This is a genomic window from Streptomyces sp. Q2 (assembly GCF_056820935.1).
The window spans coordinates 1-24,989 of sequence record NZ_JBXEJE010000037.1; the positions used below are offsets into that span (position 1 = coordinate 1).

At 71.1% G+C, this 24,989-nt stretch carries 23 protein-coding genes and 3 pseudogenes; 14 read left to right on the forward strand and 12 right to left on the reverse strand.

Annotation, left to right across the window (positions count from 1 at the left end; genetic code table 11):
- The 9 genes and pseudogenes from ACWBNA_RS34515 to ACWBNA_RS34555 all read left to right on the forward strand — a co-directional run.
- Positions 1-378: pseudogene (locus ACWBNA_RS34515) on the forward strand (hypothetical protein); the annotation flags it as partial.
- Between the two features lie 140 nt (positions 379-518).
- The gene (locus tag ACWBNA_RS34520; protein ID WP_482708452.1) at positions 519-1,100 is read left to right on the forward strand and encodes a pyridoxamine 5'-phosphate oxidase family protein; all 582 of its coding nucleotides are present in this window, start codon (positions 519-521) and stop codon (positions 1,098-1,100) included.
- 110 nt (positions 1,101-1,210) lie between these two features.
- A complete protein-coding gene (locus ACWBNA_RS34525; protein WP_482708453.1) occupies positions 1,211-2,893 on the forward strand; it encodes a peroxidase family protein in 1,683 nt (560 codons plus the stop codon).
- Positions 2,894-3,005: 112 nt separating this feature from the next.
- Complete coding sequence (locus ACWBNA_RS34530; RefSeq protein ID WP_482708454.1) at positions 3,006-3,704, forward strand: L,D-transpeptidase family protein; 699 nt, start codon at positions 3,006-3,008, stop codon at positions 3,702-3,704.
- 36 nt (positions 3,705-3,740) lie between these two features.
- Positions 3,741-3,866 (forward strand): annotated as a pseudogene (locus tag ACWBNA_RS34535) (FMN-binding protein); the annotation flags it as partial.
- A gap of 74 nt (positions 3,867-3,940) precedes the next feature.
- Positions 3,941-5,323, forward strand: a complete 1,383-nt coding sequence (locus ACWBNA_RS34540) for a ferredoxin reductase family protein (protein WP_482708455.1) — start codon at positions 3,941-3,943, stop codon at positions 5,321-5,323.
- Between the two features lie 212 nt (positions 5,324-5,535).
- A pseudogene (locus ACWBNA_RS34545) lies at positions 5,536-5,775 on the forward strand (FMN-binding protein); the annotation flags it as partial.
- Positions 5,776-5,868: 93 nt separating this feature from the next.
- On the forward strand, positions 5,869-6,759 hold the full coding sequence (locus ACWBNA_RS34550; protein ID WP_482708527.1) for an FMN-binding protein: 891 nt from the start codon (positions 5,869-5,871) through the stop codon (positions 6,757-6,759).
- 55 nt (positions 6,760-6,814) lie between these two features.
- Positions 6,815-7,552 (forward strand): FAD:protein FMN transferase, encoded by a 738-nt coding sequence (locus ACWBNA_RS34555; protein WP_482708456.1) that lies wholly within the window; start codon positions 6,815-6,817, stop codon positions 7,550-7,552.
- A gap of 428 nt (positions 7,553-7,980) precedes the next feature.
- Here ACWBNA_RS34555 and ACWBNA_RS34560 read toward each other — a convergent pair whose 3' ends face one another.
- The 6 genes from ACWBNA_RS34560 to ACWBNA_RS34585 form a co-directional block, all read right to left on the reverse strand.
- Positions 7,981-8,538, reverse strand: a complete 558-nt coding sequence (locus ACWBNA_RS34560; RefSeq protein ID WP_482708457.1) for an arginine repressor — start codon at positions 8,536-8,538, stop codon at positions 7,981-7,983.
- A 19-nt stretch (positions 8,539-8,557) separates the two neighbouring features.
- Positions 8,558-9,742, reverse strand: a complete 1,185-nt coding sequence (locus ACWBNA_RS34565) for an acetylornithine transaminase (protein ID WP_482708458.1) — start codon at positions 9,740-9,742, stop codon at positions 8,558-8,560.
- A complete protein-coding gene (argB, locus tag ACWBNA_RS34570; RefSeq protein WP_482708459.1) occupies positions 9,739-10,662 on the reverse strand; it encodes an acetylglutamate kinase in 924 nt (307 codons plus the stop codon). Before argB ends, ACWBNA_RS34565 begins: the two co-directional genes overlap by 4 nt.
- Positions 10,659-11,810, reverse strand: coding sequence for a bifunctional glutamate N-acetyltransferase/amino-acid acetyltransferase ArgJ (gene argJ / locus ACWBNA_RS34575; RefSeq protein WP_482708460.1), 1,152 nt, complete (start codon positions 11,808-11,810; stop codon positions 10,659-10,661). Before argJ ends, argB begins: the two co-directional genes overlap by 4 nt.
- Positions 11,807-12,835, reverse strand: coding sequence for an N-acetyl-gamma-glutamyl-phosphate reductase (gene argC / locus ACWBNA_RS34580; RefSeq protein ID WP_482708461.1), 1,029 nt, complete (start codon positions 12,833-12,835; stop codon positions 11,807-11,809). Before argC ends, argJ begins: the two co-directional genes overlap by 4 nt.
- A 224-nt stretch (positions 12,836-13,059) precedes the next feature.
- On the reverse strand, positions 13,060-15,543 hold the full coding sequence (locus tag ACWBNA_RS34585) for an alpha-L-arabinofuranosidase C-terminal domain-containing protein (protein ID WP_482708462.1): 2,484 nt from the start codon (positions 15,541-15,543) through the stop codon (positions 13,060-13,062).
- A gap of 157 nt (positions 15,544-15,700) precedes the next feature.
- Between ACWBNA_RS34585 and ACWBNA_RS34590 the strand changes: the two genes are divergently transcribed.
- Entirely contained in the window at positions 15,701-16,150 is a 450-nt protein-coding gene (locus ACWBNA_RS34590) for a DUF6314 family protein (protein ID WP_482708463.1), read from the forward strand.
- Here ACWBNA_RS34590 and ACWBNA_RS34595 read toward each other — a convergent pair.
- From ACWBNA_RS34595 to ACWBNA_RS34605, 3 genes are all read right to left on the reverse strand, one after another.
- On the reverse strand, positions 16,132-16,725 hold the full coding sequence (locus ACWBNA_RS34595; protein ID WP_482708464.1) for a histidine phosphatase family protein: 594 nt from the start codon (positions 16,723-16,725) through the stop codon (positions 16,132-16,134). The genes ACWBNA_RS34590 and ACWBNA_RS34595 overlap by 19 nt on opposite strands.
- A gap of 52 nt (positions 16,726-16,777) precedes the next feature.
- Entirely contained in the window at positions 16,778-17,227 is a 450-nt protein-coding gene (locus ACWBNA_RS34600; protein ID WP_482708465.1) for a GNAT family N-acetyltransferase, read from the reverse strand.
- 151 nt (positions 17,228-17,378) lie between these two features.
- Positions 17,379-18,821, reverse strand: a complete 1,443-nt coding sequence (locus ACWBNA_RS34605; RefSeq protein ID WP_482708466.1) for an aminotransferase-like domain-containing protein — start codon at positions 18,819-18,821, stop codon at positions 17,379-17,381.
- Between ACWBNA_RS34605 and ACWBNA_RS34610 the strand changes: the two genes are divergently transcribed.
- Positions 18,820-19,788, forward strand: coding sequence for a DMT family transporter (locus ACWBNA_RS34610; RefSeq protein WP_482708467.1), 969 nt, complete (start codon positions 18,820-18,822; stop codon positions 19,786-19,788). The two genes, ACWBNA_RS34605 and ACWBNA_RS34610, sit on opposite strands and share 2 nt — an antisense overlap.
- 92 nt (positions 19,789-19,880) lie before the next feature.
- On the forward strand, positions 19,881-20,075 hold the full coding sequence (locus ACWBNA_RS34615) for a DUF1918 domain-containing protein (protein WP_217239707.1): 195 nt from the start codon (positions 19,881-19,883) through the stop codon (positions 20,073-20,075).
- 31 nt (positions 20,076-20,106) lie between these two features.
- On the opposite strand, the gene ACWBNA_RS34620 is transcribed toward ACWBNA_RS34615, so the two are convergent.
- Positions 20,107-21,351 carry a glycoside hydrolase family 10-like protein gene (locus tag ACWBNA_RS34620; protein ID WP_482708468.1) on the reverse strand — a complete coding sequence of 415 codons (1,245 nt, stop codon included), beginning with the start codon at positions 21,349-21,351 and terminating at the stop codon, positions 20,107-20,109.
- 177 nt (positions 21,352-21,528) lie between these two features.
- Here ACWBNA_RS34620 and ACWBNA_RS34625 point away from each other — a divergent pair, with 177 nt between their 5' ends.
- Together ACWBNA_RS34625 and ACWBNA_RS34630 are read left to right on the forward strand one after the other, a co-directional pair.
- Positions 21,529-22,389, forward strand: a complete 861-nt coding sequence (locus tag ACWBNA_RS34625; protein WP_482708469.1) for a 3-hydroxybutyryl-CoA dehydrogenase — start codon at positions 21,529-21,531, stop codon at positions 22,387-22,389.
- A 208-nt stretch (positions 22,390-22,597) separates the two neighbouring features.
- Positions 22,598-22,855: a hypothetical protein gene (locus ACWBNA_RS34630; RefSeq protein WP_482708470.1), complete on the forward strand. Its 258-nt coding sequence runs from the start codon at positions 22,598-22,600 to the stop codon at positions 22,853-22,855.
- Between the two features lie 28 nt (positions 22,856-22,883).
- On the opposite strand, the gene ACWBNA_RS34635 is transcribed toward ACWBNA_RS34630, so the two are convergent.
- A complete protein-coding gene (locus tag ACWBNA_RS34635; protein ID WP_383864876.1) occupies positions 22,884-23,429 on the reverse strand; it encodes an NUDIX hydrolase in 546 nt (181 codons plus the stop codon).
- A 75-nt stretch (positions 23,430-23,504) separates the two neighbouring features.
- Positions 23,505-24,845, reverse strand: coding sequence for an NsdA family TPR-like regulatory protein (locus tag ACWBNA_RS34640; RefSeq protein ID WP_482708471.1), 1,341 nt, complete (start codon positions 24,843-24,845; stop codon positions 23,505-23,507).
- Positions 24,846-24,989 lie beyond the last annotated feature (144 nt).

Sequence of the window (24,989 nt, forward strand, 5' to 3'; positions counted from 1 at the left end):
GGCGGCGAGGCCGAGGCCACGCCGAGCGAGACCGCCACCGAGGAGGCCGGCGCGGACGCCGGCGAGGCGGGCGAGGCCGGCGCGGCGGGGGCCATCAGCTGCCCCGACGTCGCCTCCCAGCTGCCCGCGATCCCGGCCTCCGCGCAGGCCGAGGTGGACCGCAACCTGGCCCTGCTCCAGACCCAGATCGACGAGGCCAACAAGCGACTGGTCGACACGGTCGGCCAGGGCGGACCCAACTTCGTGCAGAACGCGATCGTCGGCCCGCTGGAGGGCAAGCGCGCGTCGACCATCGACCGCATCGCCATCTCCATCGGCCGCACCGCCGAGAAGCCGCAGGGCCTGGAATCCCTGGCCGCCTGCACGGTCACCGAGTGACGTGACAGGCGCTGTGGCCGCCCCGAGTGAGCGCCGGCCGGGGCGGCCACGGACGTCTGGGGGCAAGGGCGTACGGCCGGAGGAAGCGGATGCCGGAATTCCTTAGACAGGCAAAACACTTTCCCCCATAATCGTTAGACATGGGAAAGACTTACGAGCGCATCGACGGCAGGCTCCGCACCTTCATCGAGGCGCAGCCCCTCTTCTTCACCGCGACCGCCCCGCTGTCCGGCGACGGCACGGTCAACCTCTCCCCCAAGGGCCTGAAGGGCTCGTTCGCGGTCCTGGACGAACTCACCGTCGCCTACCTCGACTTCGCCGGGTCCACCGCGGAGACGGTCGCGCACCTGCGGGAGAACGGCCGGATCACCCTCATGTGGTGCGCCTTCCAGGGGCCGCCGAACATCGTGCGGGTGCACGGCCGGGGCGAGCCGGTCTTCCGCGACGATCCGCGCTTCCGGGAACTGCTCGCCCACTTCCCGGACATCGACCCGACCTCGCACGGCCTGCGCGCGATCATCGTCGTGCGGGCCGAACTCGTCCGGGACTCCTGTGGTTACGCCGTGCCCTTCATGTCGTACGACGAGGACCGCGACCTGCACGGCAGGCGCTTCGCGCGCGAGGACGACGAGTCACTGAGCGAGTACTTCGCGAAGAAGGAACACATCGCGACGAGCCTGGACGGGCTGCCCGGGCTGCCGTTGCCCCTAGGCCCGATTTAGCCGATTTTATTTGATCTATACATACACGGCCCTCTTGTGAATATTGACGGAATTCTCCCGTCCGCCGTGCTCCCCCACCTAGCCTGGGCGCACGAACAGATGGGGGAATCATGTTCCGACCTACACGCGAGCCACAGAGCAAACGCCATGTCCGTGACGCGTACTTCGTGGTCGGCGAGGGCATCCTCGCCGGCTCCGCGGACGACGGCCCGGCCCAGCCGCGGACGGCGTCGACCGTCGCGGCCCTGCGCAAGTTCCAGTTCTCCCGGCTGGGCCCGCAGGCCGGGCCGGACCGGCTCCTCGACCGTGCCGCCCGCAAGGAACTCGCCGAGGCGATGACCAAGGCGGGGCCGCAGCCCGACTCCGGCAACCCGGCGGTTCCGGCGGGCTTCACGTACCTGGGCCAGTTCGTGGACCACGACCTGACCCTGGACGCCACGGCCGCGCAGCTGGAGGACGACGTCACGCTCGGCCAGCTCCTGCAGGGCCGCTCGCCCGCCCTGGACCTCGACAGCCTCTACGGCCTCGGCCCGGACCACCGCTTCGACCGCCGCTTCTACGAGGACGACGGCCTGCGGCTGCGCACCGGCACCACCCAGGGGCTGCCCGACCCTGACGGCGACCACATCGTCGGCCTGCCCCTCGGCGGGTTCGACCTGCCCCGGGTGGGCGCCGGCTCGCTGATCTCCGAGCGGCGCCGGCCGCTGATCCCGGACGCGCGCAATGACGAGAACCTCGTCGTCGCCCAGGTCCACTGCGCCTTCATCCGCTTCCACAACCGGGTCGTGGCCGACCTGGTCGACAAGGGTGTGTCGAGCGCGGTCCTGTTCGAGACGGCACGCGAGACGGTGGTCAAGCACTACCAGTGGATGCTGCGCCACGACTTCCTGCCCCGGATCGTCGACCCCGGCGTCGTCGACGAGGTGTTCACCCGGGGCCGGAAGTTCTTCGAGCCGTACCCGGGCCAGAAGGACCGCCCGACCATGCCGATCGAGTTCTCCGTGGCCGCCTACCGGCTGGGCCACAGCATGGTGCGCGGGGCGTACAACTGGAACCGGATCTTCGACAGGGGGGCGGGGACGCTACCGCTGCTCTTCCGGTTCACCGGCACCAGCGGCATCCTCTCTCCGCCGCCCGCCGACGCCTCCGACCCCGAGGCGGGCTCCTTCGAGCGGCTTCCCACCAACTGGATCGCCGACTTCCGGCGCCTGTTCGACTTCCGTGAGGCGGGCCGGGACGACCTGGCCGTGCCGGCCGAGCAGTTCAACCTCGCCAAGCGGATCGACACCCAGCTGGTCAACCCGCTGGCCGACCTTCCGCTCGGCTCGTTCGGCGGCCGGGGAGCGCCGGCTCCCGACCCGGTCGAGCTGAACCTGGCCTTCCGCAACCTCACCCGGGCGAACATGATGAGCCTGGCGACGGGTCAGCAGATGGCCGAGTTCCTCGGCGTGAAGCCACTCGGGCCGTCCGACTTCGACAGCGTCGGCGGAGTCCAGCTCAGCGAGGGGCTCCGCAAGAAGCTCGCCGAGAACTGCCCGTTGTGGTTCTACATCCTGCGCGAGGCCGAGGTGAACGGCAGCGGGCGGCTGACGGGCGTCGGCGGGCGCATCGTCGCCGAGGTCTTCCACCGCGCCATGGAGGGCAGCCGGTACTCCGTCGTGCGCGACCCGTTCTGGCAGCCGTTCCTCAGCCCGGTCGCCGAGCGCAGGGCCAAGGACACGTTCGGGATGACCGACCTGCTGCTGTACGCCTTCAAGGAGAGGGCGGACCTGCTCAATCCGCTGGGCCCCTGAGCCCTCAGGTCGCCGGAAGCGGTGACACCGGCGGCGACGGCACCCCCCGGGGGCGGTCCCGAACGGCCCATCCCCGCTGCCGTCGCCGCCGCGCGACCGTACGGTCGTTGCCATGCGCTCCGCTGCCGTCGCCACCCTGGTGTCCGCGTCCCTCCTCGTCCTCGGTGCCGCGCCCGGCGGCGGGCCGCCGCTGCCCGCACGCATGGCCGACACCGGCGGCGGCAGCCAGCTGATCACGGCGGTGGCCGCGAAGACCGGCTCGACGTCCGGCACGGTGACCTGGTGGGACCTGCGGGAGGGGCGGTGGACCAAGGCAGGCTCCGCCAAGGCCCGCTTCGGCGCGAACGGGCTGGTGGAGGGCGCCTCACGCAAGCAGGGGACGAACACCACACCGACCGGGCTGTACGACCTGCCGTACGCGTTCGGGATCAAGGCGGCGCCGGACGGGACGACGTACCCGTACCGGGCGGTGCGGCGGAACTCCTGGTGGTGCCAGGACAACGACTCCCGGTCCTACAACCGCTGGGTCGAGCCGCGCCCCGCGGACTGCGGGGCGGCCGAGGCGGAGCGGCTGATCTCCTACCGGACGCAGTACGCGTACGGCCTCGTCGTCGGGTTCAACTACGCCAAGCCGGTGCGCGGGCGTGGCGCCGGTATCTTCCTGCACGTCAACGGGCGTGGGGCGACGGCCGGTTGTGTGTCGGTGCCGGCGGACGCCATGCGGCGGATCCTCGCGTGGGCCCAGGCCGGGAAGGGGCCGCACATCGCGATCGGAACGGTGAGCGGTCGTACGGCGGTCATCCGGTACTGAGTCGCACGGTGAACGCCGTCGACGGCTACGCCCTGGCCCGGGTGCCGGAGCGAGGCGTTTACCGCGCAGAGCGCCGACATCGACACGGTCTCGGGAGCGACGTGCACGAGTGAGGGTTACCGCCAGTCACTCCAGTGTGCACCGGACTCGGCAGGCGGCTGAACACACGGGCGTCGCGGCACGTATCTGTGGGCCAAGGGACCACGCCACCCCCCTTGCCCCGCCCCGGAGGAACCGTGACCACCACGCTCGCAGGCGGCCGCGCCGCCCGCCGCCAGACGATGCGCCGCATCCGCCCGCGCCGCTCCCCGGCGACCCTGCTGCTGCTCGCCGTATGGGCCGGGGCGGCGGGCGTGCTGTGGCTGTGGTGGGCCAACACCCCGTCCATCAGCGACAACAACGGCAAGATCCTCAACGCGGGCCGGATCACCGGCCTGCTCGCCGGCTACCTCATGGCACTCGTGGTGCTCCAGATGGCCCGGGTGCCCGCGCTGGAACGCCGGGTGGGCTCCGACCGGGTGGCGCGCTGGCACGCGATGAGCGGCCGGTACACGCTCTGCCTGACGGTCGCCCACGTCTTCCTGATCATGTGGGGCTACGCCCTCCAGGCCGGCAAGGGCCTCGGCGACATCGTCCAGCAGACGATGGACTCCATCAACCAGCTGCCGGACATGGGCAAGGCCGCCATCGGCACCGGTCTGCTGTTCCTCATCGGGCTGCTCTCGATCGGCCCGGTCCGCCGCCGCATTCCGTACGACACCTGGTACCACGTGCACCTGCTGACGTACGCGGCGGTGTTCCTGACGTTCTGGCACCAGCTCACCACCGGCAACGAGTTCGCCGTCGAACCGGCCGCGAAGACCGTCTGGTACGGGCTGTACGGCTCGGTGACCGCGCTGGTGATCTGGTACCGGATCCTCACCCCGATCCGGCTCAACCTGCGGCACCGGATGTACGTGGCGGCGGTCATCGAGGAGACACCCGGCATCGTGTCGGTGCTGATCGGCGGGCGGAAGCTGCACCGGATGGGCGCGGAGGCGGGCCAGTTCTTCCGCTGGCGGTTCCTGGCGCCGGGCATGCGGTTCAGCTCGCACCCGTACTCGCTGTCGGCGGCGCCACGACCCGACATGCTGCGGATCACGGTGAAGGCGATCGGCGACCACAGCGAGCGGCTGCGTGAGCTGACGGCCGGCACCAAGGTGTGGGCCGAGGGCCCGTACGGCGCGCTGACCGCGGCCCGCCGCAGCCGCGGCAAGGTGCTGCTGGTCGCGGGCGGCGTCGGGATCACCCCGATGCGGGCGCTGTTCGAGACGCTGCCCGGCGGGGCCGGCGACATCACCCTGCTCTACCGGGCCAACAGCACGCACGACCTGGCCCTGTGGGACGAGCTGGCGGCCATCGCCGACGAGCGCGGGGCCCGGCTGATGTACGCGGTCAACAGCCCGGACGGCGAACGCCCCGACATCTCGGCGGAGCGGCTGCGGCAGAAGCTGCCGGACCTCGACAACCACGACGTCTTCATGTGCGGCCCGCCCGGGTTCGCGCAGTCCGTGTACGAAGCACTGCGCGGTGCGGGTGTGCCCGCCCGCCGCATCCATCACGAGTCGTTCGAGATGTGAGCGACGGGACTTCAGGAGCTGTAGAAGCGATGAGGAAGAGTCATCCCCTGCGACGGGTCGTGCTCGCGACCGCCGCCACCGTGTCCGGTGTCGTGCTGTTGCTGTCGCTGAAACCGTCGTCCGACCCGTCCGCCGCGGCGGCGGGCGGAGCGGTGCCCCCGGCCGCGGCGCAGGAGTCGGCCCAGGGCGGCGCCCAGGCCGCCGGGACCGGCATGGTCACCGGGGACGCGGTGAAGACCCAGTACGGCGCCGTCCAGGTCCGGCTGACCGTCGCGGGCGGCAAGATCACCAAGGCCGAGACCGTCCAGGCACCCAAGGGCGGCCAGAGCGACCAGATCACCGCCAACGCCGTCCCCAAGCTCAACCAGGCGACGGTGGCCGCACAGAGCGCGAAGATCGACGCGGTGTCCGGAGCGACGTACACCAGCGCCGGCTACAAGCAGTCCCTGCAGTCGGCCATCGACAAGGCCAACGCCTCGGCGGGGTCGGGCGCCGCCGAGGACGCGGGCGACGCACAGGCCGCCAAGACCGTCACCGGGGACGCGGTGACGACCCAGTACGGCGCCGTCCAGGTCCGCATCACCGTCGCGGGCGGCAAGATCACCAAGGCCGAGACCGTCCAGGCACCCAAGGGCGGCCAGAGCGACCAGATCACCGCCAACGCCGTCCCCAAGCTCAACCAGGCGGCCGTCGCGGCCGGCACCGCGGACATCGACGCGGTGTCCGGAGCGACCTACACCAGCGCCGGTTACAAGAAGTCCCTGCAGTCGGCCCTGGACAAGGCGAAGGCCTCGGCGGGGGCCCAGTCCGGGGCTTCCCAGGGCTCGGGCAGCGCCCCGGCCGCCAAGACCGTCACCGGGGACGCCGCCCAGACGCAGTACGGCGCGGTCCAGGTCCGCATCACGGTCAGCGGCGGCAAGATCACCAAGGCCGAGACCGTCCAGGCACCCAAGGGCGGCCAGAGCGACCAGATCACCGCCAACGCCGTCCCCAAGCTCAACCAGGCGGCCGTCGCGGCCGGCACCGCGGACATCGACGCGGTGTCCGGAGCGACCTACACCAGCGCCGGTTACAAGAAGTCCCTGCAGTCGGCCCTGGACAAGGCGAAGGCCTCGGCGGGGGCCCAGTCCGGGGCTTCCCAGGGCTCGGGCAGCGCCCCGGCCGCCAAGACCGTCACCGGGGACGCCGCCCAGACGCAGTACGGCGCGGTCCAGGTCCGCATCACGGTCAGCGGCGGCAAGATCACCAAGGCCGAGACCGTCCAGGCACCCAAGGGCGGCCAGAGCGACCAGATCACCGCCAACGCCGTCCCCAAGCTCAACCAGGCGGCGGTCGCGGCCGGCACCGCGGACATCGACGCCGTCTCCGGAGCGACCTACACCAGCGCCGGCTACAAGCAGTCCCTGCAGTCGGCCCTGGACCAGGCCGGTGGCTGACACGGTGGCCGAGCCGGCACATACTCCCGCCGCGGTTCGTCATGCGGAGGAGGTCATGGGGACGGTCTTCTCCTTTGACGTCCGCGGCGGGGATCCCGGTGGGGTACAGGCGGCACTGCGCGAGGCGGTGGCCGGGCTGCACCGGGTCGACGAGGTGTTCAGCACCTACCGCGGCGACAGCCAGGTCTCCCGGCTGGCCCGGGGCGAGCTGACCGTCGACGACTGCGACCCGATGGTCGCCGAGGTGCTCGAACTGGGCGCCGAGGCGGAGCGGGTCAGCGACGGCTGGTTCAGCATGCGCTACGAGGGCCGCCTCGACCCGACCGGCATCGTCAAGGGCTGGTCCGCGGAACGGGCCGCCCGGCGGATGGCGGAGGCCGGGGCCACCGGGGTGAGCGTCAACGGCGGCGGGGACGTGCAGTTGATCGGCGTGCCCGGCCCGGAACGTCCGTGGCGGGTCGGGGTGTCGGATCCGCTGCGGCCGGGAGGACTGGCGGCGGTGGTCTCCGCGGCGGGGGTCCCCGAACTGGCCGTCGCCACGTCCGGCACGGCCGAGCGCGGCACGCACATCGTCGACCCCCGGACCGGCCGCTCCGCGGTGACCGACCTGGTGGCGGTCACCGTGGTGGCCCCTCGGCTCGTCTGGGCGGACTGCTGGGCGACCGCGGCCTTCGCGATGGGCTCGCGGGAGGCACTGGGCTGGCTGGAGTCCCTCCCGGACGTGGAGGCGCTCCTGATCACGGCGGGCGACGAGGTGCGGTGCACGGGCGGCCTGGCGGCCCGGCTGGGCTGACCGGCTCGGCTGCTGGGGGCTGCTGGGGGGTGGGTCGCGCAGCCCGGCGCTGACGAGGTGCCGCCGCGCCCACCCGTGCCGCCCCAGCGGCACGACTGCCCGCGGCTCAGCGGACCTCACGGGCGCGGGGACTACGCGACCCCAGGCGACACGACTGCCCGCGGCCGAGCGGACCCCACGGGCGCGGGGAACTCCCCCGACCTCCCAGCGGCACAACTGCCCGCGGCTCAGCGGACCTCGCAGGCGCGGGGAACTGCGCGACCCCAAGCGGCACGACTGTCCGCGGCCGAGCGGACCTCTGGGGCGCGGGGAACTGCGAGACCCCAAGCGGCACGACTGTCCGCGGCCGAGCGGACCTCTGGGGCGCGGGGAACTGCGCGACCGGCCCTCACGCAGCCGCACCCGGCACGCCACCGGAACCCGGCCCCTCAGTGCCCTTGACCGTGTCCGTTCCCGTTCTGTGCCAGCCGCAGCAGATGATCCGCCAACGCCTGTCCCCCGACCGGATCCCGGCTGATCAACAGCAACGTGTCGTCACCCGCGATGGTCCCCAAGATGTCGTGCAGCTCGGCCTGATCGATGGCCGAGGCCAGGAACTGCGCGGCACCCGGCGGTGTCCGCAGGACCACCAGGTTCGCCGAGGCCTCCGCGGAGATCAGCAGCTCCGAAGAGAGCCGCCGCATCCGCTCCTCCTTCGCCGACCCGCCCAACGGCGCCCGAGGGGTACGGAAGCCCCCCTCGCTCGGCACCGCGTAGATCAGGTCGCCGTCGGTGTTGCGGATCTTCACCGCGTTCAGCTCGTCGAGGTCCCGGGAGAGCGTCGCCTGGGTGACGCTCAGCCCGTCGTCGGCGAGAAGTTTCGCCAACTGGCTCTGGCTGCGCACCGGTTGCCGGTTGAGGATGTCCACGATCCGGCGGTGGCGTGCGGTGCGGGTCTGCGGTACGGCAGGCCCTGCGGTCTGCTCGTGCTCCTGCGCCTGGCTCATCGTCGACTCATTCTCCGGATCATCCGTCCCCCTTGGCCACGTCCAGGATGCCGGGCAGTGCCTGAAGAAGCGCGTCCACTTCGTCGTCGCCGAGGTTCAGCGCCGGCATCAGCCGTACGACGTCAGGGGCGGGCGCGTTCACCAGGAAGCCGGCGTCCTGAGCCGCCTGCTGCGCCTTCGGCGCGAGCGGCTCGGTGAGCACGATACCCAGGAGCAGGCCAGCTCCCCGGACGTGGGCGATCAACGGGTGCCCGAGCGACTCGATTCCGTCCCGCAGTTTCTCGCTCTGCTGCTTGACGTTCTCGAGGAGGCCCTCGGAGGCGATGGTCTCGAGAACGGCGAGCCCGGCCGCGCAGGCGATCGGGTTGCCGCCGAAGGTCGTACCGTGATGGCCGGGCTGCAGCAGTTCCGCGGCCCGCCCGAAGGCGACCGTCGCACCGAGCGGCAGCCCGCCGCCGAGACCCTTCGCGAGCGTGACGACGTCCGGCAGGACACCCTCGTGGGCCTGGTACTCGAACCAGTGCCCGGTGCGCCCGATCCCGGTCTGCACCTCGTCGAGTACCAGCAGGCTGCCGGTCGCGGCGGTGATCGCCCGGGCCGCCTTCAGATAGCCGGCCGGGGGCACCACGACGCCGTTCTCGCCCTGGATCGGCTCGATGACGACGAGGGCCGTCTCCTCGGTGACCGCGGCGGCCAGCGCCTGCGCGTCGCCGTACGGCACGTGCGTCACGTCACCGGGCAGTGGCAGGAAGGGCTCCCGCTTGCCGGGCTGTCCGGTGAGCGCGAGGGCCCCCATGGTCCGGCCGTGGAAGCCGCCGTCGGTGGCGACCATGTGGGTCCGCCCGGTCAGCCGCCCGATCTTGAAGGCGCCCTCGTTGGCCTCGGCACCGGAGTTGCAGAAGTACACCTTGCCGTCGCGGCCGAAGTGCTGGAGCAGCCGCTCGGCGAGCGCGACGGGCGGCTCGGCGATGAAGAGGTTGGAGACGTGGCCGAGGGCGGCGATCTGCTTGCTGACCGCCTCGACGATCGCCGGGTGGGCGTGGCCGAGCGCGTTGACCGCGATGCCGCCGACGAAGTCGAGGTACTGCTTGCCGTCGGCGTCCCACAGCCTGGTGCCCTCGCCGCGCATGAGGGGCAGCCGCGGAGTGCCGTAGTTGTTCATGAGGGCGCCCTGCCACCGCGTGGTCAGTTCCTCGTTGCTCATGACTCCCCCTGTGCGTCCGGTACGTCCGTCTTCTCGTCGGGCACGACCATGGTGCCGATGCCCTCGTCGGTGAAGATCTCCAGCAGGATCGAGTGCTGGACCCGGCCGTCGATGACGCGGGCGTTGGTCACGCCGTTGCGCACGGCGTGCAGGCAGCCCTCCATCTTCGGCACCATGCCGGAGCTCAACTCCGGCAGCAGTTTCTCCAGTTGGGAAGCGGTGAGGCGGCTGATCACCTCGTCGCTGTTCGGCCAGTCCTCGTAGAGGCCCTCGACGTCCGTGAGGACCATGAGGGTTTCGGCGCCCAGAGCAGCAGCGAGTGCCGCAGCCGCCGTATCAGCATTGACGTTGTAGACATGTCCGTCGTCCTGGCTTCGGGCGATCGAGGAGACGACCGGGATCCGGCCGTCGGCGAGCAGTGCGTCGATCGCGCCCGTGTCGATGTCGGTGATCTCGCCCACCCGCCCGATGTCGACGAGTTCCCCGTCGATCTCGGGCTGGTGCTTGACGGCGGTGATGGTGTGCGCGTCCTCGCCGGTGAGGCCGACGGCGAGCGGCCCGTGCTGGTTGAGCAGCCCGACCAGCTCGCGCTGGACCTGTCCGGCCAGCACCATGCGGACGACGTCCATGGCCTCCTCGGTGGTGACCCTGAGGCCCGCCTTGAACTCGCTGACGATGCCGTGTCTGTCGAGGGCGGCGCTGATCTGCGGGCCGCCGCCGTGCACGACGACGGGCTTGAGGCCGGCGTGGTGCAGGAACACGACGTCCTGGGCGAAGGCGGCCTTCAGGTCCTCGTCGATCATGGCGTTGCCGCCGAACTTGATGACGACCGTCTTGCCGTTGTGCCGGACCAGCCAGGGCAGCGCCTCGATGAGGATCTGCGCCTTGGGGAGGGCGGTGTGCTTGCGGGTCATGCTCATGAGGAGTACGCGCTGTTCTCGTGGACGTAGTCGGCGGTGAGATCGTTGGTCCAGATGGTGGCCGTCTCGGTGCCGGCCGCGAGGTCGGCGACGATGTGCACCTCGCGGTAGCGCATGTCGACCTTCTCCCGGTCCTCGCCCACGCCGCCCTTCTTGCACACCCAGACGCCGTTGATGGCGACGTTGAGCTGGTCGGGGTCGAAGGCGGCCTTCGTCGTCCCGATCGCGGAGAGCACACGGCCCCAGTTGGGGTCCTCGCCGTGGATGGCGCACTTGAGGAGGTTGTTGCGGGCGATGGAGCGGCCCACCTCCACGGCGTCGTCCTCGCTCGCGGCGTTGACCACCTCGACCTTGATGTCCTTGCTGGCGCCCTCCGCGTCCCGGATGAGCTGCTGTCCGAGGTCGTCGCAGACGGCGCGTACGGCCTCGGCGAACTCCTCGTACTGCGGGGTGACGCCGGACGCTCCGGAGGCGAGCAGCAGCACGGTGTCGTTGGTGGACATGCAGCCGTCGGAGTCGACGCGGTCGAAGGTGACCTTGGTGGCGGCGCGCAGGGCCTTGTCCAGGGTCGCGCTGTCCAGGTCGGCGTCGGTGGTGAGGACGACGAGCATGGTGGCGAGGCCCGGGGCGAGCATGCCGGCGCCCTTGGCCATGCCGCCGACGGTCCAGCCGTTCTTCGTCACGACGGACGTCTTGTGGACGGAGTCGGTGGTCTTGATGGCGATGGCGGCCTTCTCACCGCCGTGCTCGCTCAGGGCCTCGGCCGCCTGCTCGACGCCCGGGAGCAGCTTGTCCATGGGGAGCAGGACGCCGATCAGGCCGGTGGAGGCGACGGCGATCTCGACGGCGCCGAGACCGAGCACCTCGGCGACTTTCTCGGCGGTGGCGTGCGTGTCCTGGAAACCCTTCGGGCCCGTACAGGCGTTGGCGCCACCGGAGTTGAGGATCACGGCGGAGACCTGGCCGGTCTTGAGGACCTGCTCGGACCACAGGACGGGCGCGGCCTTGACGCGGTTGGAGGTGAAGACGCCGGCGGCGGCGCGGCGCGGCCCGGTGTTGACCACGAGGGCCAGGTCCGGGTTGCCGTTCTCCTTGATTCCGGCGGCGATGCCCGCCGCCTGGAATCCCTGTGCTGCCGTGACGCTCACGGTGCGACTCCGATCGTGGAAAGACCGAGCTCCTCGGGAAGGCCGAGGGCGATGTTCATGCTCTGGACGGCACCGCCCGCGGTGCCCTTGGTCAGGTTGTCGATGGCGCTGATCGCGATGATGCGGCCGGCGGCTTCGTCGTACGCGACCTGCACCTGAACGGCGTTGGAACCGTAGACGGACGCCGTGGCGGGCCACTGCCCCTCGGGCAGGAGGTGCACGAAGGGCTCGTCGGCGAAGGCCTTCTCGTAGGCGGCGCGGACGGACTCGGCGGTGACGCCGGGGCGCGCCTTCGCGGTGCAGGTGGCGAGGATGCCGCGGGGCATCGGGGCGAGGGTCGGCGTGAAGGAGACGGAGACGCTCTCGCCGGCGGCCGCGCTGAGGTTCTGGATCATCTCGGGGGTGTGCCGGTGGACGCCGCCGACGCCGTACGGCGACATGGAGCCCATGACCTCACTGCCCAGCAGGTTCGGCTTGGGCGCCTTGCCGGCGCCGGAGGTCCCGGACGCGGCGACGATGACGGCCTCCGCCTCGGCGAGTCCGGCGGCGTAGGCCGGGAAGAGCGCGAGTGAGACGGCGGTCGGGTAGCAGCCGGGCACCGCGATGCGCTTGGACCCCTCCAGCGCGGCGCGGCCACCCGGCAGTTCGGGAAGGCCGTAGGGCCAGGTGCCGGCGTGCGCGGAGCCGTAGAACCGCTCCCAGTCGCCGGCGTTCTTCAGCCGGAAGTCGGCTCCCATGTCGACGACGAGCACGTCCGGGCCGAGCTGTTCGGCGACGGCGGCGGACTGCCCGTGCGGAAGGGCGAGGAAGACGACGTCGTGTCCGGCCAGGACGTCCGCCGTGGTCTCCTGGAGCACACGGCCGGCCAGCGGCAGCAGGTGCGGCTGCAGCGCGCCGAGCCTCTGTCCCGCGTTGGAGTTGCCGGTCAGGGCGCCGATCTCGACCTCGGGATGCGCCAGGAGCAGACGCAGGAGCTCCCCGCCCGCGTATCCACTCGCTCCGGCCACTGCCGCACGTACCGCCATGGGAATTCATCCTCCTCTGGAATGGCATGACTATACGTTGCGATGCACGTTTATGCAATTCGATTCACCCATGGCCTGCTGCCTACCGCACCGGGTGCTGAGTGCGCCGCCGCACCGGGAAGGGTGCTTTTTCTGCCACGGGTGCCGGAACCGGCGCTCCGGCCGCCGGGAGTGCCGGGCGTGGGCCGCTGCCCCCTGGGGGCGGCGGCCCACGCCCGATCCGGTCACCTCTGCTTGATCCGCAGGAAGGTGACCGAGTTCGCCGGGAAGGTGTACGTGAACGTGTCGGCGACCCCTTCGAAGGTGGTCGACACCGGGGCCACCGCTGTGGCGGTCTCCGTGTTCACCGCGTCCGGCGCGGCGGCCAGTGTGGTGACCTTCGCCCGGGAGGCGACCTTCGCGCCGCCCAGGTCGACCGCCGTGCGCGCCGCCGAGGACTGGGCGTTGACGACCTTGACGATCAGGTCGCCCGTCTTCCTGTCCTTGGTGACCACCTGCCGGAACGGCTCGGCCGGCTTGTCGTCGGTGAAGCTGCCCCACTCCTGGCCGTCGAGGTAGAGGGTGACCTGTCGGCCCCGCACCTTGATGTCGATGTCGTAGGCGCGGCCCGTCTCGATCGACCCGGCCTTGGAGACGAGCGTCGACTTGCCGCCGTCCACGGCCTGCTCGACGGCGGACTGGGTGTTGTTCCAGCCGCCCAGGTTCCACCAGTAGTAGTTGCCGGTGTCCTTGACGCCGAAGGCGACGAGGAAGCCCTCCTTGCCGGCCTTCTTGGTGGCCTTGACGTGCAGGTCGTAGTCGTGCCAGGACGGGTCGCCGGCCGAGACCATGGTGTTCTCGGCGGCCACGTCGCTCTGCACGTACTGTCCGTCCTGGACGCTCCAGCTGCCGCCGCCGGTGTGGGTCCACTTCGAGGCGTCAGTGCTGAAGTCGTCGCCGAGCAGGGCCGTCCCGTCCGCGCCGGTGACCGACACATCGTCGTACGCCGCCGTGGTCGCCCACGTAGACAGGCCGACGGCTCCGGTGATGGGGGCGAGCAGCGAGGGTGTGCCGGTGGCCGTCGAGGGGACCACGCGGTCGCCGACGTTGTTCATGAACAGCTTCTGGACCTCGTAGTTGGCGGAGTTCCAGGAGGCGTGGTTGTTGAACCACACCAGGTCCGGGCTCCACTGGACGTAGTCCTCGTTGGCGTACAGCGGCGCGTAGGAGGCGAGTTTGACGACGTCGGCGTTGCGCTCCAGGCCGGTCATGAACGCGGCCTCGGCGAGGCCGTTCTTGAAGGCGTTGCCCCAGGAGGCGTACTCGCCGAGGAAGACCTTCGGGCCGCTGCGGTCGTAGGAGTCGTAGCGGTCGTTGTTCTGCAGGAACCACTGCGGGCTGTTGTAGTAGTGCTCGTCGACCATGTCGACCTTGGCGTCCTTGTTGAGCTGCCAGGCCGTGTCGAAGGTCGAACCGGCGTCGTCCGGGCCGGAGTTGGAGACGACGGTGATGTCCGGGTACTGGGCCTCGATGGCGGCGCGGAACTCCTTGAACCGGGCGAAGAACTCGACCGGGAGGTTCTCCTCGTTGCCGACCTCCAGGTGCGTGAGGTGAAACGGCCTGGGGTGGCCCATCTGCGCGCGCTTCTTGCCCCAGGTCGACGTCACCGGTCCGCCTGCGAACTCGATGAGATCGAGGGTGTCCTGGATGTGCCGCTCGAGCAGCGCCTCGTCGGCGACGGCCTTGTTCTGGCCGCAGCCGGTCACCAGGGCCGGGACGACGGGCAGGGGCATCGCGCCGACGTCCTCGGCGAAGCGGAAGTACTCGTAGTAGCCGAGGCCGTAGCTCTGGTTGTATCCCCAGAAGTTGGAGTTGGTGGCACGCTCCTCGACCGGGCCGATGGTGTCCTTCCACTGGTAGGAGCGCTTGCGCTGCCAGTCGGAGGCCTCGCTGTAGTCCTCCATGGAGCCGGTGTTGACCAGGCAGCCGCCGGGGAAGCGCACGAAGCCCGGGTGCAGGGCGGCGACCTTCTCGGCGAGGTCCTTGCGCAGGCCGTTGGACTGGTGCTTGTAGGTGTCGCGCGGGAAGAGGGACACCATGTCGAGCGCGGCCGCGGCGGAGGAGGCGACGGCGAGCCGGCCGTCGCTGCTGGTGCGGGTCGCGGTGAAGGCGGCGGTGTACTTGGCCCAGCCGCTCTTCGTGACCGCGACCTTGCGGGCGGTCGCCAGGGTGCCGTCGGCGTCCTGGAGGGTGACGGTGAGGGTGGTGCCGCCGGTGGCGCGGGCCCACACCGAGAAGTCGTACTTCTTGCCCTCGTCCACGTGGACGCCCGTGTTGTAGCCGGCGTTCGTGACGGACGAACCGGCGGCCAGGGAGAGGTAGTTGCGGTTGCGGTCGTTGAGGCGGCCGTCGTCGTTCAGGACCTGCCCGGTGCCGTCCACCGTCCAGGAGGTGAGGGGGGTGTACGAGGTGTTGTCGGCGGTGGAGTACTCGAAGGACCGGTTCTGCACGAGCTCGGCGTACAGACCGCCGTCGGCGGCCCGGTTGATGTCCTCGAAGAAGACGCCGTACATCGTGTCGTCGATCTTCGCGCCCTTGGCGGTCGGATCGACGGTGATCGCGTAGTCGGTGACGTCCTCGGCGTGCGCGGGCGCCGGGACCGGACCGGCCGCCACCAGGAAGGCGGTGGCCGTGAGACCGAGTCTCCAGCGGGTGCGGGTGCGTGACATGGATACTCCGCGGCTCAGAGGTGTGGAGTTGTGGGGGCACACAGACCATTGTTCGAAATGTCGGACAATGATCAACACTTCGAACGGCAAGATAGGGAGGGGGCAGGGACGCGTCAATGGGTCGCACAACAACGGATGTGACGAAGGAGCGGACGGGATGGGCGAGTTCTGGCCAGTGCCGGACGTGCTGGCCTACCTGGCCGGGAGCTGGCAGGTGGAACGAACCGTGCGGGACATGGTGAGCGGTGCGGAGGGCCACTTCACCGGCACGACGACTTTCAGCCCGCTGTACGAGGGTGGACTGCTGCACCACGAGTCCGGCACCTTCACCTGGCAGGGCGTCCCACGCCCCGCCGAACGCACCCTGCGCTTCCTGCCCGGGCCGGGCGGCTCACCCGGACCGGCGGACGTGCGCTTCGCCGACGGACGCCCCTTCCACGCCCTGGACCTGACCTCGGGGCGTCATGTCGCCGACCATCCCTGTTCGGCCGACCTCTATCGCGGGGAGTTCACCGTCCGCGACCAGGACCACTGGCGGACCGTGTGGCGCGTGGGCGGTCCGGCGAAGGACCTGGTCCTGACCACCGACTACGCCCGCGAGGGCTGAGTCGGCACGCCGTCGAGGCGGAGGTTCCAGCGCCCCGCACGGCCCGTGACGACGGTCGTCGACAGCGGGCGGACGTCGATGTTCCAGTATGTCGAGGGCGGCGCCTTCAGGGCGTACACCAGGGCGGCGCGGACCACCGAGGGCTCGGCCACGGCGACGATCCGGCCGCCGTCCTCGACGGGGCGGGTGTCCAGCCAGTTGCCGACCCGGGAGATGAACTCCCGCAGCGACTCACCACCGTGCGGCGTGCTGTTCGGGTCGGCGAGCCAGGCGTCCACCGCCTCCGGCTCGCGGGCCATCGCCTCGCCGAGCGTCAGCCCGCGCCAGCGCCCCATGTCACAGTCGCGCAGGGCGAGCTGCACCAGCGGCGAGTAGCCGAGGGCGTCCCCGGTGGCGCGGCTGCGCGGGGTCGGCGAGCAGTAGCGCAGCTCGGCCACCGCGAGCGGGATCAGGTCGTGGGCGACGCGCTGCACCTCGTCCCAGCCGGCCTGGTCCAGCGGACGGTCGTCCTCGAAGCGCTCGGCGAGCAGCGGGGAGCTGCGCGCGGCGGCGACGAACGTGACCCGTAGTTGCATGCGGCGATGGTGAGTCGCGAAAGTCCGCAGGTCAAGAGGTGTTACCTGGGAGTTATGGAGTCGGCCGCCCGAGGACCAGCGCCATCCACTGGTCCGGCTTCTCCAACGGCGCGAACCCCAGCTTCTCGTAGACTCCGTGGGCGTCGTGCGTGGCGAGCAGGATCCGCCGCAGCCCGTACGGCTGCAGCTCCTCCCGCACGGCCCCGACGAGCGCCGTGCCGATCCCCTTGCCGCGCACCGAAGGATCGACGTACACGTCACACAGCCATGCGAAGGTCGCCCGGTCCGTGACGATCCTGGCATACGCCACCTGATCCCCCGAAACCGACTCGTACACCCCGAAGTTGAGCGACTCCCGGATCGCCTGGTCGTGTTTCTCCCGGGGCCGCCCGATCGCCCAGTACGCGTCGGTGGACAGCCAGCGGTGCACGCGCTCGCCGTCGAGGCGGTCGGGGTCGGTGGAGATCTCGTAGCCCTCGGCGAGGCTCGGGGTGTCGGTCATGCGGGGAGGTTCGCAGTTCGCGGGCGATCTCGTCGAGCAGTTTTCCGTACACCCCCGACGCACCCCGTGGGGCACCCCTGACGCACCTCCGCAGCACCGTTGCGCCCCTGACGCACCTCCGCAGCACCGTTGAAGCTGCTCCGCAGCACGTCTAGAGCACCTCCTCACAGGCCGTACGAAGCCGCCGTACCCCTTCCGCGATCTCCCCGGTCCCCGCCACCGCCGCGAAGCTCAACCGCACGTGTCCGGCGGGCGGTTCGGCACTGAAGTAGGGGCGGCCGGGAGTGATCGCGACGCCCGCGCGCTGGGCGGCCGCCACCAAGGCCACTTCGTCGGTCCCGTCGGGGAGGCGGAGCCACAGGTGGTAGCCGCCGGACGGGATGTGCGGGAGGGCGAGGTCGGGCAGGTCGAGCCGCAGCGCGGCCGTCATCGTGTCGCGGCGGGTCCTCAACTCCGCGGAGATCGCGCGCAGATGGCGCGGCCAGGCGGGCGAGCCGACCAGTTCGAGGGCCGCCTCCTGCAAGGGGCGGGGCACGAAGAAGGTGTCGACGACCTGGATGGCGCGCAGCCGCTCCAGCACCGGCCCGTGCGCGGCGAGCGCGCTCACCCGGAAGCTGGGCGAGGTCGCCTTGGTCAGCGAGCCGACGTGGACGACGACGCCGTCGGGGTCGTCGGCGGCCAGCGGACGCGGCAGCGGCCCCGCGTCCTCGTGCACGAGCCGCCGCACGAAGTCGTCCTCGACGACGAACGCGCCCGCCTCGCGCGCGATGCGCAGCACCTCGCCGCGCCGCTCGGGGGCGAGCACGGCGCCGGTCGGGTTCTGGAACAGCGGCTGGCAGACGAAGACCCGGGCACCGGTGGCCCGGAACGCGTCGGCGAGCAGGGACGGCCGTACGCCGTCCGCGTCGACCGGCACCGGGACCGGACGCAGACCGGCCGCGCGGGCGATCGCCAGCATGCCCGGGTAGGTGGGCGACTCGACGAGCACGGGCGCGCCGGGCGGGGCGAGCGCGCGCAGCGCGGTGGTGAGCGCGGACTGGCCGCCCGAGGTGACCAGCACCTCCGCGGCCGTGAGACTCCCGCCGGGGCCGCCGATGCTCCGCGCGAACCACTCCCGCAGTTCCGGCAGTCCCTCGATGGGCGGTCTCCCCCAGGCGCCGGGGCGACGGCCCGCGCGGGACAGCGCGGCGGCCATCGCCCGCTCCGGCTGCAGGGAGGGGTGCAGATAGCCGCCGTTGAACTCGATCACGCCGGGCGCCGGGGCGGCCAGCGAGACCAGGACACCGGACGCGTCCACCGAGCGCGGTACGAGGTCGGCGGCGCCGTCCGCACTGAGGGCGACCTCCTGCCAGGAGGTGTCACCCGCGGCGGCGGCCCGCGTGCGCGGTCGCGCCCGGAAGGCGCCGGCGCCGGGCCGGGTGACCACCAGCCCCTCGGCAGCCAGCTGGGCGAGGGCTCGCGAGACGGTCACCGGGCTGACCCGGAATCGCTCGACGAGGGCACGGCTCGACGGGAGCTTTCCACCCGGCGAGTAGCGGTCGAGCTCCCGCCGCAGTCGCTCCGCCAGATCCGCCACACTGCTACGCTCCTGCATGAGAGCACAGAGTAGCGCTACCGCACCGAACCCGATAGCGGTCACCGCTTCGGACAGGACGACCGGGACGACCGGAACCAGCGGGAGCGGGACGAGCGCGGCCGGCGGGACGACCGGCGCCGGCACCCTCCAGGCCGCCCTCGGCGTCGTCGCCTTCTCCCTCACCTTCCCCGCCACCGCCTGGGGCCTGGAGGGCTTCGGCCCCTGGTCCCTGGTCGCCGTGCGCAGCGTCCTCGCGGCGCTGATCGCGGGCGCCTGCCTGCTCGCGCTGCGCGTACCGGTACCCGCCCGGCGCCACTGGACAGGGCTCGCGGTGGTCGCCGCCGGCGTCGTCGTCGGCTTCCCGCTGCTGAGCACGCTCGCGCTGAAGACGTCGACGACCGCGCACGCCGCCGTCGTGGTCGGTCTGCTCCCCCTGACCACCGCCCTGTTCTCCGCCCTGCGCATGGGCACACGCCCCTCCCGCACGTTCTGGGCCGCGGCGCTCACTGGCGCCGCCGCGGTGGCCGTCTTCACCGTGCAGCAGAGCGGTGGCGCCCTCAGCACCGCCGACCTGTACCTCTTCGGGGCGCTGCTGGTGTGCGCGGCCGGCTACACCGAGGGCGGCCGGCTGGCCCGGGTCATGCCGGGCTGGCAGGTCATCGGCTGGGCGCTGGTGCTGTGCCTGCCGCTCGCCGTGCCCGCCGCCGCGCTGGCGCTGTCGTACGAACCCCTCCGGCTCACCGCGCACAGCGTGGCCGGGCTGCTGTGGGTGGCGGCCGGGTCGCAGTTCTTCGGCCTTGTCGTCTGGTACCGGGGCATGGCCGCCATCGGCATCCCCAAGGCCAGCCAGTTGCAGTTGGCCCAGCCGCTGCTCACACTGGTGTGGTCGGTGCTGCTGCTGGGCGAGCAGCTGACGGTGGCCGCACCGCTGACGGCCGCGGCGGTGCTCGTGTGCATCGCCGTCACGCAGCGGGCGCGAGGTTGAGCGGCTTGCACGCACCGGTCCCGACGGGGCCCTGCGCCGTAAACTCAAGGCCACGGACCGCTGCTCCCGCACAGGGTGAGGAGGCCTGACAGATGCGTGCAACCGTGGGCGACCAGCTTGTCCAGCACGGCAGGGTGGTCGGACAGAACGACAAGGTCGGCGAGATCGTCGAGGTGATGGGACAGGAGGGCAACCCCCCGTACCGCGTCCGCTTCCAGGATGGGCATGAGGGCGTCTGCTCACCCGGCCCGGACACCGAGATCCGGCACCGGGAAACCAACCACTAGGGGACCACCAGCGCACTCGGGCAGGGCACCCCTAGGACCCGTCCCGCGCAGTCCGCGCCGGCCGTCCGTAGTGGTCGGCGACCACCCGTGCCATGGCCCCGATCGGATCCGCCGCCACGTCCTTGGCGGCGAAGAAGACATGGCCGCGCACCTCGGGATGGTCCTGGGCGAGCGCGAGGTGCCGGGAGAGTTCGGCGGCGTCCCGCCAAGCGTCGGGCTGCGCCGGGGCGCCCGCCTTGTACAGCGCCTCACCGGCGTACAACCGCGTCCCGGTGCCCCGGGCCACCTCCGCCCACCAGGGCAGCAACTTCGCGTAGTCGGCGGCGGCGAAGCCGATGTGCCAGTACAGCTGCGGGACGATGTAGTCGATCCAGTTCTGCCGCACCCACTTGCGAGTGTCCGCGTACAGATCGTCGTACGTCTGCAGCGCCTGGGTGTCGGAGCCCAGCGGGTCGGTGGCGACGTTGCGCCACACCCCGAAGGGGCTGACGCCGAAGCGCGCTGCGGGCCGGATCGCCTTGATCCGGGCCGAGGTCTCGCGCACCAGCAGGTCGATGTTGTTCCGCCGCCAGGCGGCCCGGTCCGGGAAGCCGCCGCCGTGCCTGTCGTAGGCCACGTCGTCGTCGAAACTCTGGCCCGCCACCGGATACGGGTAGAAGTAGTCGTCGAAGTGCACGGCGTCGACGGAGTACTTCCTCACCGCGTCGAGCATCGCGTTCTGGACGAAGGCGCGGACCTCGGGCAGACCCGGGTTGTAGTAGAGCTTCCCGCCGTACGGCACCACCCAGTCCGGATGCCGGCGGGCGGGGTGGGCCGCGACGAGCTGTCCGGGATCGTCGTGGGCGGCGATCCGGTACGGGTTGAACCAGGCGTGCAGTTCCAGGCCGCGCGCGTGCGCCTCCTGGACGGCCGTGCCCAGCGGATCCCAGCCTGGGTGTCTGCCCTGGACGCCGGTGAGGTACTGCGACCAGGGTTCGTACGGCGAGGGCCACAGGGCGTCGGCGGTGGGACGGACCTGGAAGATCACCGCGTTGAGGCCGGTCTCCACGGCCTTGTCGAGGTGGGCGACCAGTTCGGCCCGCTGGTCCGCCGCGCTCAGGCCCGGCCGTGAGGGCCAGTCCCGGTTCATCACGGTCGCCAGCCACACGCCCCGCATCCCGGCGGCCCTCCCCGCCCGGGCCGCCCGGTGGCCCGGAGCGGCCCACGCGCCTCCCGAGGCCGACGTGAGCGTCGCCAGCGCGGCCAGCGCGAACATCCGTCGTGACACTCGTCCCATACACACCCCCGAACAGGCAGGTCCGCGTGGTCACGGACCGTCTCCGCGGCCCAGGATGCCCGACGGATGCCCCACCCCGGCGATCGATCATCGATACTTGGCGGTAACGTGCACGAACGGAGCAGGCGCACCGGACCCACGCGCCTGCGATGCCCGTAGACCAGCGAAAGGGACGATGTGACCGACATCGAGCGCGTCGGAGTGGTCGGCTGCGGCCAGATGGGAGCGGGCATCGCCGAGGTGTGCGCCCGCGCCGGCCTGGACGTGAAGGTCGCCGAGACCACCGGCGAGGCCCTGGAGATCGGCCGGACCCGGCTGTTCAACTCCCTGGCGAAGGCCGCCGAACGCGGCAAGATCTCCGAGGAGGAGCGGGACGCCACACTGGCGCGTCTCAGCTTCACCACCGACCTCGGCGAGTTCGCGGACCGCGACCTGGTCATCGAGGCCGTCGTCGAGAACGAGCAGGTGAAGACCGAGATCTTCCAGGTGCTCGACCAGGTCGTCACCCGGCCCGACGCGATCCTGGCCTCCAACACCTCCTCGATCCCCCTGGTGAAGCTGGCGGTCGCCACAGCGCGGCCCGACCACGTCATCGGCATCCACTTCTTCAACCCGGCCCCGGTGCAGCAGCTCGTCGAACTGATCCCCGCGCTCACCACCTCGGAGGGCACGCTCAGCCGGGCCCAGGTCTTCGCCGAGAAGGTGCTCGGCAAGCACGCCATCCGCGCCCAGGACCGCTCCGGCTTCGTGGTCAACGCGCTGCTGATCCCGTATCTCCTCTCCGCGATCCGGATGTTCGAGTCGGGCATCGCCAGCCGCGAGGACATCGACAACGGCATGGAGATGGGCTGCGCCCACCCGATGGGCCCGCTGAAGCTGTCCGACCTGATCGGCCTGGACACGGTCGCCTCGGTCGCGTACTCGATGTACGAGGAGTACAAGGAGCCGCTGTACGCCGCTCCCCCGCTGCTCCAGCGCATGGTCGACGCGGGCCGGCTGGGCCGGAAGTCGGGATCGGGCTTCTACACCTACGGCTGATTGCACAGTGCCCGTTCCAGGGTGCCGATGACACAGTGCGACGAACACGGGCCCGGCGCTCTTCGAGTGCCGGGCCCGTCGCATTCACACACCGTGTGCGCCCCGGGCTCGCATATGCCCCTCGCACACTCTCCCCACGCGCCCACCAGGCGAGTTGACTCTTCATGCGCATGCAAGGGATGTGAAGACTACAGAGAGGAGCGGACTCGTGACCGCCGACCCAGAGCATCCCGTGGTCCATGGGGAACTCGCAGAGTTACGGCGCCGACTCGACGTGGCGTACACGCGCGTCGAGGGAGGGCTGGCCCTGCTCAGTCATCGCACCGAGGAGACCGACAAGGAACTCGACGACCTGGCCGCCCGGCTCACCGCCCTGGAGCACGCCCGCTGGCCGCTGCCCGCGGTCGCGGTACTCACCGCCATGGGCGCGCTCGTCGTGACGATCTGGCAGGCCCTGGGGCACTAGCAGGCTCCAGGACGCGATGGGGGGCGTATCAGGGCGTGGCGTCCTGTCCGAGTCGGAGATGATGCAGCAGCAGTAACGCGGCCGCCATGTTCGCGGCCGGGACCTCACCGCGGGCGACCATGTCGGGGACGAGCTTGAGGGGGACCCATTCCCGGCGGTCCGACTCGAAGTCGTCCACGGGGTGTCCGAGGTACTCGCCCTCGTCGGCCCAGTAGATGTGGTGCCGGGCGTCGGTGAGCCCGTTGGACGGCTCCACGCTCATCAGGTGGCGCAGGGGTCCCGGCCGCCAGCCGGTCTCCTCCTCGAGTTCCCTGGCGGCCGCCGTCGCGATGTCCTCGCCGTCCTCGACGACGCCCGCCGCGAGTTCCCAGCCCCAGCTGTCGGTGATGAAGCGGTGTCGCCACAGGAGGAGGACCTCATTGGCCTCGTTCACCACTGTGGCCACGGCGACGGGACGCAGTCGTATGAGGAAGTGGTCCAGGTGCCGGCCGTCCGGCAGCTCCACATCTGCCAGGTTGACGGTGAACCAGCGATTTCCATACACAGTTCGTTCGTTCTGCTTCGTCCACTGCACGGTTCTGCCACCTTCCGTCGAGTAAGTGGCAATATCGCAGCAGGGACGATGAGTGTCGGCGGTGGTGAGCCGGTCCTAGAGCGGTACGCGCAGTGCCCCGTCGATGAGTGCGGCGGCCTCGGCGGTGCCCGCGCAGCCGCTGCGCACCAGGTGTTCGCGCACCGCCCGGAGTCTGTCGCGCAGGCGCTGGGACTCCATTCCCCGGGCCTGCTCGGCCATCTGCACGGCGATGGCCACCGCCTTGTCGGCGTTGCCCTGCCGCAGTTCGATCGTGCTGAGCATCGCGAGCCGGTGCACCCGGCCCCGGTCGTGGGCGGGGTTGTCGACGGCGGCCATGGCGTGCTCCCGAGCCGCCGCCACCTCACCCAGGCTCAGAAGCGCCTCCGCCACCTGGACGTTGACCAGTCCCGGCTGGACATAGCCCGTCTCGTCCGGCTCGTAACCGCGCCGGATGCGTTCGGCGGCCTGCTCGGCCCGCCGGATGCAGGACAGCGCACTCGTGCCGTCGCCGAGGTGCGCGTACGCCTTCGCCTGCATCGCGTACAGGTCGGAGGCGAGCGCCGGGGTGATGTGCCGGCCGGCGGCACGCAGCGCGGCTTCCGCGAAGGCGACGGCCTGCCGGTACTCCCGCATGAACAGCGCCTGGTTGACCAGCAGGGCGATCACGTACGCGCCAAGTCCCCGGTCGCCACTGGCCTTCGCGAGCCTGAGCGCCTGGTGGAAGTAGCGCTGGGCGAGACCGTGCGCGTCGGAGTCGTAGGCGCAGATCCCGGCGACCGCCACCAAACCGCCGGTGGCCCGGTGCAGTTGCCGGCCCGTCTCGTCGGTGTAGCTGCCGCGCAGCAGTGGGGCGGCCTCGGCGTTCAGGAAGCCCACGATCCGGGCACGGGTCGCGACCCCGCCGGCCTTGCGGTACATCTGCTCGTAGTGCGTACGGGCCGCGCGCAGCATCTCGAGGTCGGCCGCCGTGACCCGGTGCCGGCCACCGCGCGATACGTCGACGTCCTCGGGCGGGTTCTCCCACTCCCACACGGGCATGACGGCGGGCGTGCCCGTGACCGCGGGAGCGCCCAGGATGTGCGGGCGCTGCTGCTCGTCGGAGCGCCACAGGGCGGTGGCCCGCTCCACGAACCCGGACAGCGAGGTGCCGTGCGGGGCGGACGGCTCACCGGGTACGCCGAGGCCTATGTCGTCGAGGGTGACGGGTCGTTGCAGCCGGACGGCGAGCACCTCGCAGATCAGGTCGGGCACCTGACCGCGGGGCCGCTGCCCCTTCAACCACCGTGCCACGGCGGTGTGTTCGTATCTCAGCGCGAGGCCGCGCGCCCGGCCCGCCTGGTTCACATGGGCGGCGAGTCCCGCGTGCGAGATGCCCGCCTCGTCCAGGATCGCGTCGAGCAGAGTGTTGGGCTGCATGAGATGCCCCCCGGGTGCATCGGTGCCGACAGAGTAGTGGGTCCTCCTTCACACGGGGTGCGAACGGAGTACTCGAATCCGCACTGTGTGCACACTGTCGCGGAGAGTTTCCAGCCGGTTGACTGAAATGCCTCGCAAGAGGCC

Coding starts and splice junctions, on each gene's coding strand:
- ACWBNA_RS34595 (WP_482708464.1), bottom strand. CDS start 16,725: ATGCAACTACGGGTCACGTTCGTCGCCGCCGCGCGCAGCTCCCCGCTG.
- ACWBNA_RS34620 (WP_482708468.1), bottom strand. CDS start 21,351: ATGGGACGAGTGTCACGACGGATGTTCGCGCTGGCCGCGCTGGCGACG.
- ACWBNA_RS34640 (WP_482708471.1), bottom strand. CDS start 24,845: ATGCAGCCCAACACTCTGCTCGACGCGATCCTGGACGAGGCGGGCATC.
- argC (WP_482708461.1), bottom strand. CDS start 12,835: ATGGCGGTACGTGCGGCAGTGGCCGGAGCGAGTGGATACGCGGGCGGG.
- ACWBNA_RS34530 (WP_482708454.1), top strand. CDS start 3,006: ATGCGCTCCGCTGCCGTCGCCACCCTGGTGTCCGCGTCCCTCCTCGTC.
- ACWBNA_RS34560 (WP_482708457.1), bottom strand. CDS start 8,538: ATGAGCCAGGCGCAGGAGCACGAGCAGACCGCAGGGCCTGCCGTACCG.
- ACWBNA_RS34610 (WP_482708467.1), top strand. CDS start 18,820: ATGAGAGCACAGAGTAGCGCTACCGCACCGAACCCGATAGCGGTCACC.
- ACWBNA_RS34525 (WP_482708453.1), top strand. CDS start 1,211: ATGTTCCGACCTACACGCGAGCCACAGAGCAAACGCCATGTCCGTGAC.
- ACWBNA_RS34590 (WP_482708463.1), top strand. CDS start 15,701: ATGGGCGAGTTCTGGCCAGTGCCGGACGTGCTGGCCTACCTGGCCGGG.
- ACWBNA_RS34600 (WP_482708465.1), bottom strand. CDS start 17,227: ATGACCGACACCCCGAGCCTCGCCGAGGGCTACGAGATCTCCACCGAC.
- ACWBNA_RS34585 (WP_482708462.1), bottom strand. CDS start 15,543: ATGTCACGCACCCGCACCCGCTGGAGACTCGGTCTCACGGCCACCGCC.
- argB (WP_482708459.1), bottom strand. CDS start 10,662: ATGAGCATGACCCGCAAGCACACCGCCCTCCCCAAGGCGCAGATCCTC.
- ACWBNA_RS34615 (WP_217239707.1), top strand. CDS start 19,881: ATGCGTGCAACCGTGGGCGACCAGCTTGTCCAGCACGGCAGGGTGGTC.
- ACWBNA_RS34555 (WP_482708456.1), top strand. CDS start 6,815: ATGGGGACGGTCTTCTCCTTTGACGTCCGCGGCGGGGATCCCGGTGGG.
- ACWBNA_RS34605 (WP_482708466.1), bottom strand. CDS start 18,821: ATGCAGGAGCGTAGCAGTGTGGCGGATCTGGCGGAGCGACTGCGGCGG.
- ACWBNA_RS34565 (WP_482708458.1), bottom strand. CDS start 9,742: ATGAGCAACGAGGAACTGACCACGCGGTGGCAGGGCGCCCTCATGAAC.
- ACWBNA_RS34520 (WP_482708452.1), top strand. CDS start 519: ATGGGAAAGACTTACGAGCGCATCGACGGCAGGCTCCGCACCTTCATC.